This is a genomic window from Candidatus Methanoperedens nitratireducens, assembly GCF_900196725.1.
Classification (GTDB): Archaea; Halobacteriota; Methanosarcinia; order Methanosarcinales; family Methanoperedenaceae; genus Methanoperedens; species Methanoperedens nitroreducens_A.
The window spans coordinates 31,534-42,577 of sequence record NZ_FZMP01000044.1 but is presented as its reverse complement, the minus strand read 5'-3'; the positions used below and the strand labels follow the sequence as shown (position 1 = coordinate 42,577).

Below are 11,044 nucleotides of genomic sequence, written 5' to 3'. Positions count from 1 at the left end.
AGTTGCTCCGCAAACCGGGCATCTCCAGGAATCGGGGAAATCCGAAACTCCTGTATTCCGGCTTATTCCTGTAAGAGGGTCACCTTTCTCTTCGTCGTAAACGTAGATATTGCAGACAGTGCAGAGCCATTTAGCCATGATGTTCAAATAGAATTGTTACATTCCAGCCTGCTCTTTTCCTGAACCCTTCATGCAGTAACGATCCCACCTCAGGGAAAGGGTATTCTGAACCGGACAGCCAGGACAGAGACAACCTTTATCTTTTTCGATTATCGTACTCTTTCCTGTTGCACAGAACAATAATCTCGTTTCCCCTGTCCCCATATACGTAGGGCATCCGCCGCAGATGCACATCTTTGTAAGTTCTGCCACTTTAGCATCTCTTTCTGCGGGAGACATCTTATCCATTGCTTCCATATTCTGTTCAAAAGTCATTTTTTGAGTTTCTTTTGTCATATCTTAACCCCCGAATACTTTGAATTACCAAATTAATTATTCTAATTGTTCGTATATAATGATTTTCCAAATAAATTTCTCAAGGTTTGACTAACAACATGAACTTTCCAGTATCACATTTTACAGCAACCTTTTTGTTATCAGGGGCTAAAAATTATTCATGGTGAAGAAATGACAAAATATCGATGTACTGTTTGCGGTTATATATACGACCCGGCTGCAGGTGATCCTCCAAGAGCAAATCCCGGTACTGAATTCTCAAGTCTTCCTGATGACTGGGTCTGCCCTGTGTGCGGCGCGCCCAGGAATATGTTCGAGAAAGTTGAATAATAATTCTTGCGGAACAGCGCCAGAACTTTTCTCTAATTTTTTTTGTCATAAATGAACCGCTTTCCCAAGGGCTACTTCTGCGGCTTCTGCCAGCATTTCGGGAAGAGTCGGATGAGGATGGATCGTCCCGGCGAGGTCATCTAAAAAAGCAGCCATTTCTATGGAGTGCGAGGCTTCGCTTATCAGCATGGATGCATTCGCCCCGACTATGTGTACGCCAAGTATCTCACCGTTTTTTTTATTCGCTATCACTTTCACGAACCCATCGGTCCTGTCCAGGGTAAGCGCGCTCCCTGATGCGCGGAAGGGGAACTTGCCGGTTCTTATTTCAAAGCCGCTCTCTTTTGCGCTCTCTTCATCCAGCCCCACGGATGCTATTTCGGGATCGGTGAAAGCTGTCTCAGGTATCGCCCTGTTATCAAAAGCGCTTGGCAAACCTGCTATTACCTCTGCTGCGACCTTTCCTTCCCTGAAGGCTTTGTGTGCCACGAACGGGGCACCTGCCACATCCCCGACAGCGAATATTTTCGTATCCGTTGTTCGTCGCTTCTCATCAACTTTTATAGACCCGTCCTTTTCAAGCTCGACTTTCGTATTTTCAAGTCCCAGGCGTTCGCTGTTCGGTATTACGCCCACAGATACCAGTATTTTATCAGCGGTCAATTCGGTTTTCTTCTCCGCGCTGCTGATGGTCACGATGGCTTTGCCGTTTTCTTTACGCATTCCTTCAGGTTTTGAATTATAATAGACTTCCATTCCAAGTTTTTCCATTTTCCGGCTTACTACCTCAACCAGTTGCGGATCGAACCTGGTAAGAACCCGGGATGAGCGCTGTATCATCTTTACTTTAGTACCAAGCTTGGCGTACGTCGTCCCAAGCTCCATACCGATGTACCCGGCTCCAATTATCACCATTTCCTCAGGCACTTTAAAGAGACTGAGAGCTTCATTTGAACTGATAACAAGTTTACTGTCAAAAGTGAATCCCGGGAACTCTCGGGGACGCGAGCCTGTTGCTATTATGGCATTCTCGAAATGCAGGGTAGAGATGATGCCGTCCGGTGCGGTAATCCTGGCTTTTTCCGAGGATTCAAAGAACGCCTCGCCTTTTATTACCTGTACGCTGTATTTTTTGCACAGACTGCTGATGCCGTCCCTGAGTTTTTTTATGACCTCGAATTTCCACTGCTGGATCTTTTTTAAATCGAATTCTACCGAGCCCTTTATTCCTATATTCCCCGGGTTTTTTATATCATATATGAAGTTTGCAGCATGTATCAGCGCCTTGGAAGGTATGCAGCCGCGATATACGCACACGCCCCCGAGATCGTATTTTTCCACAAGTATTACATCCTTTCCAAGCTGGGCTGCCCTTATTGCAGCGGTGTATCCTCCCGGTCCCCCGCCCACTACCAGAACATCGCAGCCTGTGATAATATCTCCCATTACCATTTGAATGCCTCCTGCCCGGATGATGCACCATAATCCAGAACTCTTTCTTTGGTCAGATTACCACACTCTATACAAATTTAAATTGGTTCTGTACCTTTTTAACCTTTACTGAAACCCTCAACAATAAAATCAGCCATGTATGAACTTCTGACAAGAGGACCGCTGATGACTGAAAGGAATCCCATCTCCAGCGCCTTTTCCTTATAATATGCGAATCTTTCCGGAGGGATGAACTCTTTAACTTCCAGTTGCCTGACAGTCGGTCTGAGATACTGGCCCAGTGTAAGGATATCTACTTCTGCATTTTTTAGCTCTTCCATCGTCCGGAGCACCATCTCTTCAGTTTCACCGAGACCAAGCATCAGGGAGGATTTAGTGTAGATAGAGGGTGCCATCTTTTTTGCGTTTCCTAATACGTCCATCGATAGCCTGTAACCTGCCTTTTTGTCCCTCGCAACAGCCTGGAACTCTTCGGTAGTCTCTATGTTATGTCCCACTACGTCGGGATGAGCCTCAATTACTTTCCGCAGGCATTCCATATCGCCCTGGAAATCAGGAATAAGCGCCTCTACGATTAAATCCTTATTGATATCCTTTATTGCCCCAATGCAATCTGAAAAATGTCCTGCCCCGCCATCGGGAAGATCATCCCTGTCCACAGAAGTCAGAACAACGTACCGCAAGCCTGTTTCCTTCACAGCCTGCGCGATCCGTGAAGGTTCGGAATGGTCAAGAGGCTCGCCGTGCTTCCCTTTATCCACCGCGCAGAACCGGCAATTCCTTGTGCAGACCGAACCCATAATCATAAAAGTGGCTGTGCCCCTGCTCCAGCACTCCCCTACATTGGGGCATCTGGCGCCTGTGCAGACCGTGTTCAGGCCGTGCTCATTCAGGGCACTCTTTAAAGTTAAAAATTTAGCTCCAGCAGGAGGTCTTGTCTTGAGCCATTCGGGCTTTGTCATTTTTTCAGGCTTTCCTCAGCGTGGCTTTTCCCGGTTTCCACCCGACCGGGCACATTTCCCCTGTCTGCAGGGCGTTCAAAACGCGGAGTATCTCATCAACGTTCCTGCCGATATCAAGGTCATGCACTACCTGGTATCTGAGCACGCCTTCGGGGTCTATTATAAAAGCGCCCCGCAGGCTTACACCCTTGCTCTCTATCAGTACGCCGTAGCTCCTGCTTACATCTTTGGTTATATCGCTGAGCAGCGGATACTTCAACTCTCCAAGCTCTTTGAGCCATGCACTGTGAGCATGCACGCTATCCACGCTTACCCCCAGCAGCTGTGCATTTAATTCCGCGAACTCATCGTTCTGTTCACTGAACGCGGTTACTTCTGTGGGGCAGACAAATGTAAAGTCGCCGGGATAAAAGAAAAGCACGACCCATTTTTTTAAATAATCCTCAAGACGGATATCGCGGATTTCTCCTTTAACTATTCCCTGCACCGTGAAGCCAGGAGCTTTCTGACCGACCTGGATATTCATATTTATCACTCGCACCTGTGATAATTTATGGTAATTGTTTGGATATAAAGGTGTCTGAGATCTCGATGAATGGCAAATTTCAGGGTATATCCGGTCGCTGAGGCGGTCTCGTGAATTTTCTGGCGGATGAGAACATTGACAAGGCAAATCGCTGATAGTCTTCGATTGATGGGACATAATGTAGAGTACGTTGCCGAAAAGGACGCCGGGATTTCTGATGATGAAGTGCTTGAGATGGCTAATTACTTCATTGGGCGCCATCGTTCTTAAAAACCCTGTCTCCGGCTCAAGTCTCCCACTCTCGTAATTTCTCTTACAACTGCGATGATACAGCAGATGCAGGATTTTTATGCCGCTTAAGCAAATATTCTTTCTTTTCGTGCTATTTTAGTTCTATCAGTTTCTTCAATATCTCTTATTACTTTTTCAATCTCTTTCCTATCAAGCACTTGCTTCAGGTAGCATAATCTGAGGATATCAACAATATCCAACCACTCAACACCGTTCTCTTTGCAAAATCTCTTAGCTCTCGTATCGTTGGTTGCAAAATCCATACCTCTCTTTTTGCAAAACAGAATAGATGTCAGTTCACCTGCATGGAGGCTTTTTAAACTGTCTTTTTTCTGTTCATACTCTTCGATAAGATCAGCGTCTAAATGAACAACTTTGAATTCGTGATTTATAATGTCATCTATATAATCATATCCGGCTTCTTTTGCCCTTAAAAGCTCGTTATAGACCTCAAAAGTAATCAGAAGGCTTGATTCTGGAAATAATTTCTTTAGTAAATCAACCCTGCCGATCTTAGCAAGCATGCTCAAAATATCAGTATCGAACATCATATTACAGGTATTTTTTGAGCTTTTTGTCCATTTCTGCAGTCGGTCTTGCTTCTATCTCTCTTACAATCCCCCTTTTCCCTAAAATTTCTTTAAATTCGACTGTGGTCATCCCGGCAATCTCTGCCGCTTTGCTCAATGATACCTGTCCTTTTTTGTAAAGCTCTATCGCAGCGTTAATATTCAATTCCGCATTCTCGCGGAAAAGGCTTTTTACAGCATCTTTTATTACTTCGATTTCACTTGAATAATAGCCGCCGCTAACTAATGCCTTAACTTTTCTTTCAAGATCCACAGACAGGGCTTCCATTTTATTGTACCTCGTAATATAATATGATTATTACCTTCTATGATAATATCTTTTCCTATTAGGTTATAATTCTCACTATCGCATTTTTCATTAGCAGCGAACTTTTATAAACTCAAATTGAAAAGTTGTTAAGGTCCTGTATTCACTCGCGGTTTTCAGTCAGCGGCACTGCTCTGTCGTCGATTCAGAGAAGGCGCGCCTTCCCAAATCATCTCTATAATATTAATTTTTCAAGTTCTTCTGCCTCTTGGATATTCTCTAGAATAGCCGCTTGGATATTCTCTAGAGTACCGACATTTTTCATGTTTTCTATTCGCCCTTCTTTTCTTCCACTTCCTCCAGCTTCACCTGCTCTCCATTCCCGTTCTCCCCATTCCCATTTTCTTCCTTCGCCATCGTCGCCACGCCGACCACGCGGTCCCCATTCTCAACATTCATTATCTTAACGCCCTGCGTGTTCCTGCCCTGGACGCGAATGCCCTTCACAGGCACACGGATAATGATGCCTTTCGAGGTCGTAACCATGATTTCATCATCCTCGTGGACCGTCCTTATATCCACCACGTTCCCGTTCCTTATGCTTACATCTATAGTAATTACGCCCTGCCCGCCGCGGTTCATGGTTCGGTACTCTTCAAATCCTGTGCGCTTCCCGTAGCCGTTCTCCGTAACAGTGAGAAGAGTAGATCCTTCCTCTACCACTGCCGTACTGACAACTTCATCCTCGCCGACGAGTTTCACGCCCCTGACGCCGTATGCGCCGCGCCCCATGTCGCGGACGTCGTTCTCGTTAAAGCGGATCGCCTTTCCATGTTTTGTGCCTATCACGACATCCTTTGTGCCGTCTGTAAGCTTCACAGATACAAGCTTGTCACCATCATCAAGCGAGATGGCGATTATCCCGCTTTTCCTGGGATTTGAGAATTCAGAAAGCGCAGTCTTTTTGGCTGTGCCTTTCTTTGTTACCATAATGAGATAGTGCGTCTCGTCAAACTTATTGATAGGGATGTAAGCGCTTATCTTTTCACCCTGCTCAAGCTGGAGCAGGTTGACAATCGCTGTCCCGCGCGCCTGTCTGCCCGCGGTGGGTATCCCGTACACCTTCAGCCAGTAGACCTTGCCCTTGTCCGTAAAGAACAGGATGTAATCATGGGTATTGCCAATGAAAAGGTCGCTCACGAAATCCTCTTCTTTGGTCTCCATGCCCATCACGCCCTTTCCGCCGCGGCGCTGCTGCTTATATGCATCAACGGCGATGCGCTTGATGTAACCGCTGTTCGTGATCGTGATGACATCGTCTTCCTTCGGTATAAGGTCCTCTGTCACAAGGTCTCCCGTGCTCTCGATTATCTCGGTCCGCCTCTTATCCGCAAAGCGCGCCTTAAGCTCCGAAAGCTCCGTTTTTATAATCGCAAGTATCTTGCTCTCGCTGGCGAGAAGTTCCTTGAGCCATGCTATGGTCTTTAAGAGTTCATTATACTCTGCGTCTATCTTCTCGCGCTCAAGTCCTGTCAGGCGCTGAAGTCTCATATCGAGTATAGCCTTCGCCTGCTCTTCGCTCAGGCTGAACTGGGATACAAGTCCGGCGCGCGCTTCATCTGGCGTTTTTGAAGCCTTTATCAATTTTATGACTTCATCAATGTGTGAGAGCGCGATGCGAAGACCTTCGAGAATATGGGCACGCTGCTGTGCTTTCTTAAGCTCGAACTGGCTTCGTCTTGTGATTATGAGCTTCCGGTGGTTAATATAATGGACAATCAGGTCTTTTAGCGGGAGAAGTCTGGGCTGCCCGTCAACGAGCGCAAGATTGATCACACCGAAGGTATCTTCAAGCTGGGTGCTGGAATACAACTGGTTCAGGATAATATTTGCCTGCGCCTGTCTTGAAACCTCAATGACGATGCGTATACCATCTTTATCCGACTCATCCCTCAGGTCGGTGATGCCTGCTATCTTCTTATCCCTGACAAGACCGGCGATCGCCTCTACCAATTTTGCCTTGTTCACCTGATAGGGGAGCTCTGTAATGATAATCTGCTCTTTGCTCTTTATCTCTTCAATCGTGGCACGGGCACGCATCTTGATAGAGCCCCTGCCGTTTAAAAACGCATCTCTAATTCCCTGCCGTCCGTAGATTATGCCTGCTGTGGGGAAATCAGGACCTTTTATAACTGCCATAAGCTCATCCAGTCCGGTATCAGGCTTGTCAATAACCATGGTTATGCCATCGATCACCTCTCCCAGGTTGTGCGGCGGCATGTTGGTCGCCATGCCAACTGCTATGCCTGTTGAACCGTTTATGAGAAGGTTCGGAAGCTTGCACGGCAGGACCGTTGGCTCCTTTAACGACTCATCGTAGTTAGGCACGAAATCTACTGTCTCTTTATCAATATCCACAAGGACTTCTTCAGCTATCTTTGCAAGCCTGACCTCCGTGTATCGCATCGCGGCTGCGCTATCGCCATCGATCGAGCCGAAGTTCCCCTGCCCGTCTATAAGAGGATAGCGGAGCGAGAAATGCTGCACCATCCTGACAATGCTATCATAGACAGCCATATCGCCGTGCGGATGATACTTACCGAGGACATCTCCCACGATCCTTGCTGATTTCTTGTAAGGCTTGTCAGATGTCATTCCCTGCTCGTTCATCGCATAGAGGATGCGGCGGTGGACTGGTTTTAAGCCGTCCCTCACATCGGGCAGGCGCGCCCCACGATGACGCTCATCGCGTAATCTATATACGAGCGTCTCATTTCATCCTCGATATTTACTGGTATCGGGATTTTTTTCTGTACAAGCGTCTGCTGTGGGTCCTTGGGTTGTTGTTCTGGCATGGTATCAGCTCAAATAAATTAAGTTTTCATTAAGCCATCTTTCCGCGTCTCGCATCATAAATTTCAATTCCTTCTTCTTCAATAGTCATTATGAAATCTCTTTTTTCTTTTTTCATAGTTTCAAGCTCTGAAGGTGAATACACCAATGGCTCCAGTGGAAGCGATGTATTGTTCAGTTTTATTACATCTGCGATTCTATCAATGAACCTTTTTGATGTTTCTTTAATCAGCATGAGATCAATGTCGCTGCCTTCATGCGCTTCTCCTCTTGCATAAGAACCAAAAAGCACGATTTTCTGAGGTGCATAGTTGCGGATTATACTTTGGATAATGTCGGTGAATGCTTCCTGAATTTTCTTATCTTTTGAAATTTGTGCGATGTTTAAAGGCATTGTGAATCAACTCCCCAGACGTGCCTCGGAGAGGCGCGCGCACGTATGCCCTGCAGGCAGCGTAAACTGGATACCCGATAAACTAATCTGCGTTCATCTGCGTTTATCTGCGGTTTTTTATTTAATTTGATCATATTATCCATAAATGACCTTTCCTTTTTTCATACAAGAATATCTTTTGGAACACGTATGTCTCGAATTAATTTTCTTATTCTCATAATTCTTTTATGCATCGGCTCTTCTGTAGGAAGAATTACTAATAAATCCAGATCGCTGTCTTTCGTCGGGTTTCCATAAGCATACGAGCCAAAAAGTATAATCTTCTCAGGATGGACTCCTTTAACAATGCGGTTTTAATTTCCGGGATTATTTCTTCGGTTATTGGCTGCATAATTTTTTACTCTACCACCAGGCGCCCTAAACATCCAGATTCTTAACATCCTTCGCATGCCTCTCGATGAACTCGCGCCTCGGCTCTACCTTGTCGCCCATGAGTATGGTAAAAATCTCATCAGCTTTTATGGCATCCTCAAGTGTGACTTTAAGCATGGTACGCGTCTCAGGGCTCATCGTAGTCTCCCAGAGCTGCTGGGGATTCATCTCACCAAGACCTTTGTAGCGCTGTAATGCAATCCCGTCCCTTCCCATCTCAGCCAGTTTCCTGGTAAGTTCTTCCTCGTTATACACGTAAAACTCGACCTTGCCTTTCTTGACCTTGAAAAGCGGCGGCTGTGCTATATAGACGTATCCGGTATCGATAAGCTGGCGCATGTACCTGTAGAATAAAGTCAGTAATAAAGTTCGGATGTGGCTTCCATCAACATCAGCATCGGTCATTATAATTATCTTGTGATACCGCGCCTTGTTGATATCAAATTCCTCGCCCTCTCCGATGCCTGCGCCTATAGCTGTAATGAGCGCGCGTATCTCCTCGTTCTTCAGTATTTTCGTGAGCCGCGCTTTCTCCACGTTCAATATCTTGCCGCGAAGGGGAAGTATTGCCTGAAACTTCCGGTCCCGTCCCTGTTTTGCGCTATTGTGTACAAATACACCGTTTGCAAGAGCAAAGTTATGCGTATGCGGAACCTCGAAGTCGTAAACATCCATGCATTCTTCCAGGCGTTCAATGGCGATAATGCGGTGGTTAAAATTAGCTATAGCTTCACAGGCAAGTGCTTCATGATGGCAGTGTTCTCCATTGTCCTGCGCATATATACCATGCCAGCGATTGTACCAGTCTGCCAGGAGGTGTGTGAACAGCCAGGACTCCGAACGCGGATCCCACACCATTTCATAACCTTTGATTGTAATGCCGGGTTCGCTCATATCAGAAAACTTACGGTACAGCGGCATAAGTGAATCATCCTGAGTCAGATCCACAGCTTGCTTAAAACAGCCATCCTGAAGCATGAAGTTGTGATCAGGGGTACAGATAATATGTTCGCCTGTATCTAAGGTAACTCTGATAACTTCGGCTTTAGCCCTCGTCATGCGCGGGTTAATGATGCGCTCAAGTCCGATTGTGCCATCGCTGCGAATGGTGTAGCAAAAATTCTCTTTTCCCATCTCATATTCAGCTACAATCTCCTTAAAACTGAGTGCGCGACCATCTGCCAGAGCAACACGTGTATCACCGGAAAAACAGCCGCCTGCGGAGTCGCCCTCCACGATATATATCTCACTGAGTTTCGGGTCTTTCTCCGAGCAGTCAGCAAGCTTGCCGGGCAGCGAGCTTACCTCAAGTGCGTTCTTTCTCCGCGTGAGTTCCCGTGCCTTGCGTGCCGCCTCTCTCGCTTCAGCCGCTTCAAGAGCCTTGGACAGGATGTTCTTGGCTGCTGTGGGGTTCTCCTCAAGGAACTCGGACAGTCCTTCGGAAACGAGCGTTTCAACTATTCCTTTGATATCGCTGTTGCCGAGCTTTGTCTTTGTCTGCCCCTCAAACTGCGGGTTTGTGAGCTTAATATTGATTATTGCAGTAAGCCCCTCTCTTACGTCCTCGCCTGAGAGTTTATCATCGCCTTTCAGCATCGCTTTTGATTTTGCATAATCATTCGTCACCCTGGTAAGGGCAGCTTTGAAGCCGATAAGGTGCGTGCCGCCTTCATGGGTATTTATGTTATTGGCGAACGCGTAGATGTTCTCGATATAGCTGTCATTGTACTGCATGGAGATCTCTACAATGGTGGTGTCCTTTTGTTTCTGGAAATAGATAGGTTTTTCATGCAGCACGTTCTTGTTCTTGTTCAGGAACTCCACAAAAGAGATGATGCCGCCTTCATACTGGAATACCTGCTCTTTCTGGGAGAACTCGTCTTTGATCGCGATCTTCAGTCCTTTGTTCAGGAAGGCAAGCTCACGAAGCCTGCCTGCGATGACATCAATATCAAACTGCAGCGTTTCGAAGATGGTCTTATCGGGTTTGAATGTGACAGTTGTGCCTGTTCCCTGCGCATCGCCTATCAGCACCACATCCCTCGTGGGTCCTCCCTGTTCATATCGCTGCTTGTACAATTTCCCGTCACGCTTGACTTCCACCTCAAGCCATTCCGAGAGAGCATTTACTACAGACACTCCGACGCCGTGCAACCCCCCTGAGACCTTATAGGCATTGTTATCGAACTTGCCGCCTGCATGGAGCTTTGTCATGACTACTTCAAGCGCGGATTTGTTGTATTTTGGCAGTATCTCGACCGGGATACCGCGGCCGTTATCCACTACTCTTACACTGCTGTCTGAGCGCAGATAGACTTCGATACCGGTGCAATAACCTGCAAGCGCTTCATCTATGCTGTTGTCCACTACTTCATATACCAGGTGGTGAAGACCTCGCGCATCCGTGCTTCCGATATACATTCCCGGGCGCTTGCGTACAGGCTCAAGACCTTCAAGTACCTGAATCTGTTCAGCCCCATATTCTTTATTCGTGCTCTCCATGTCGATTTC

14 protein-coding genes are annotated in these 11,044 nt (G+C 46.6%); 2 read left to right on the top strand and 12 right to left on the bottom strand.

What is annotated here, in order from left to right:
* Both MNV_RS21070 and MNV_RS04400 read right to left on the bottom strand, forming a co-directional pair.
* The coding region (locus MNV_RS21070; protein WP_096204163.1) for a rubredoxin at positions 1-138 on the bottom strand (138 nt) is incomplete at its 3' end.
* 18 nt (positions 139-156) lie between these two features.
* Positions 157-456, bottom strand: coding sequence for a DUF2769 domain-containing protein (locus MNV_RS04400; RefSeq protein ID WP_218837893.1), 300 nt, complete (start codon positions 454-456; stop codon positions 157-159).
* A gap of 171 nt (positions 457-627) precedes the next feature.
* On the opposite strand from MNV_RS04400, the gene MNV_RS04395 reads away from it, so the two are divergent.
* Positions 628-786 carry a rubredoxin gene (locus MNV_RS04395; RefSeq protein ID WP_096204157.1) on the top strand — a complete coding sequence of 53 codons (159 nt, stop codon included), beginning with the start codon at positions 628-630 and terminating at the stop codon, positions 784-786.
* 45 nt (positions 787-831) lie between these two features.
* On the opposite strand, the gene lpdA is transcribed toward MNV_RS04395, so the two are convergent.
* The 3 genes from lpdA to MNV_RS04380 all read right to left on the bottom strand — a co-directional run bounded on the left by lpdA (position 832) and on the right by MNV_RS04380 (position 3,726).
* Positions 832-2,238 (bottom strand): dihydrolipoyl dehydrogenase, encoded by a 1,407-nt coding sequence (gene lpdA / locus MNV_RS04390; protein WP_096204156.1) that lies wholly within the window; start codon positions 2,236-2,238, stop codon positions 832-834.
* 98 nt (positions 2,239-2,336) lie between these two features.
* Positions 2,337-3,200 (bottom strand): lipoyl synthase, encoded by an 864-nt coding sequence (lipA, locus tag MNV_RS04385; protein WP_096204155.1) that lies wholly within the window; start codon positions 3,198-3,200, stop codon positions 2,337-2,339.
* A gap of 4 nt (positions 3,201-3,204) precedes the next feature.
* Entirely contained in the window at positions 3,205-3,726 is a 522-nt protein-coding gene (locus MNV_RS04380; protein ID WP_096204154.1) for a peroxiredoxin, read from the bottom strand.
* 135 nt (positions 3,727-3,861) lie between these two features.
* On the opposite strand from MNV_RS04380, the gene MNV_RS20500 reads away from it, so the two are divergent.
* Positions 3,862-3,996 (top strand): hypothetical protein, encoded by a 135-nt coding sequence (locus tag MNV_RS20500; protein WP_256999944.1) that lies wholly within the window; start codon positions 3,862-3,864, stop codon positions 3,994-3,996.
* 86 nt (positions 3,997-4,082) lie between these two features.
* Here MNV_RS20500 and MNV_RS04375 read toward each other — a convergent pair whose 3' ends face one another.
* The 7 genes from MNV_RS04375 to gyrB all read right to left on the bottom strand — a co-directional run bounded on the left by MNV_RS04375 (position 4,083) and on the right by gyrB (position 11,035).
* Complete coding sequence (locus tag MNV_RS04375) at positions 4,083-4,541, bottom strand: hypothetical protein (protein WP_143311630.1); 459 nt, start codon at positions 4,539-4,541, stop codon at positions 4,083-4,085.
* Between the two features lie 28 nt (positions 4,542-4,569).
* Positions 4,570-4,875 (bottom strand): UPF0175 family protein, encoded by a 306-nt coding sequence (locus MNV_RS04370; RefSeq protein WP_096204152.1) that lies wholly within the window; start codon positions 4,873-4,875, stop codon positions 4,570-4,572.
* A 309-nt stretch (positions 4,876-5,184) separates the two neighbouring features.
* Positions 5,185-7,569 carry a DNA gyrase subunit A gene (gene gyrA / locus MNV_RS04365; protein WP_306453617.1) on the bottom strand — a complete coding sequence of 795 codons (2,385 nt, stop codon included), beginning with the start codon at positions 7,567-7,569 and terminating at the stop codon, positions 5,185-5,187.
* Positions 7,566-7,709 (bottom strand): hypothetical protein, encoded by a 144-nt coding sequence (locus MNV_RS21465; protein ID WP_306453616.1) that lies wholly within the window; start codon positions 7,707-7,709, stop codon positions 7,566-7,568. The genes gyrA and MNV_RS21465 overlap by 4 nt, the downstream gene beginning before the upstream one ends.
* 29 nt (positions 7,710-7,738) lie before the next feature.
* Complete coding sequence (locus tag MNV_RS04360) at positions 7,739-8,101, bottom strand: nucleotidyltransferase domain-containing protein (RefSeq protein WP_096204151.1); 363 nt, start codon at positions 8,099-8,101, stop codon at positions 7,739-7,741.
* Between the two features lie 161 nt (positions 8,102-8,262).
* A complete protein-coding gene (locus MNV_RS21145) occupies positions 8,263-8,421 on the bottom strand; it encodes a nucleotidyltransferase domain-containing protein (RefSeq protein ID WP_394336529.1) in 159 nt (52 codons plus the stop codon).
* Between the two features lie 97 nt (positions 8,422-8,518).
* Complete coding sequence (gene gyrB / locus MNV_RS04350; RefSeq protein ID WP_096204150.1) at positions 8,519-11,035, bottom strand: DNA topoisomerase (ATP-hydrolyzing) subunit B; 2,517 nt, start codon at positions 11,033-11,035, stop codon at positions 8,519-8,521.
* Between the last annotated feature and the right edge of the window lie 9 nt (positions 11,036-11,044).

Coding starts and splice junctions, on each gene's coding strand:
- MNV_RS04400 (WP_218837893.1), bottom strand. CDS start 456: ATGACAAAAGAAACTCAAAAAATGACTTTTGAACAGAATATGGAAGCA.
- MNV_RS04395 (WP_096204157.1), top strand. CDS start 628: ATGACAAAATATCGATGTACTGTTTGCGGTTATATATACGACCCGGCT.
- lpdA (WP_096204156.1), bottom strand. CDS start 2,238: ATGGTAATGGGAGATATTATCACAGGCTGCGATGTTCTGGTAGTGGGC.
- lipA (WP_096204155.1), bottom strand. CDS start 3,200: ATGACAAAGCCCGAATGGCTCAAGACAAGACCTCCTGCTGGAGCTAAA.
- MNV_RS04380 (WP_096204154.1), bottom strand. CDS start 3,726: ATGAATATCCAGGTCGGTCAGAAAGCTCCTGGCTTCACGGTGCAGGGA.
- MNV_RS04375 (WP_143311630.1), bottom strand. CDS start 4,541: ATGCTTGCTAAGATCGGCAGGGTTGATTTACTAAAGAAATTATTTCCA.
- MNV_RS04370 (WP_096204152.1), bottom strand. CDS start 4,875: ATGGAAGCCCTGTCTGTGGATCTTGAAAGAAAAGTTAAGGCATTAGTT.
- MNV_RS21465 (WP_306453616.1), bottom strand. CDS start 7,709: ATGCCAGAACAACAACCCAAGGACCCACAGCAGACGCTTGTACAGAAA.
- MNV_RS04360 (WP_096204151.1), bottom strand. CDS start 8,101: ATGCCTTTAAACATCGCACAAATTTCAAAAGATAAGAAAATTCAGGAA.
- gyrB (WP_096204150.1), bottom strand. CDS start 11,035: ATGGAGAGCACGAATAAAGAATATGGGGCTGAACAGATTCAGGTACTT.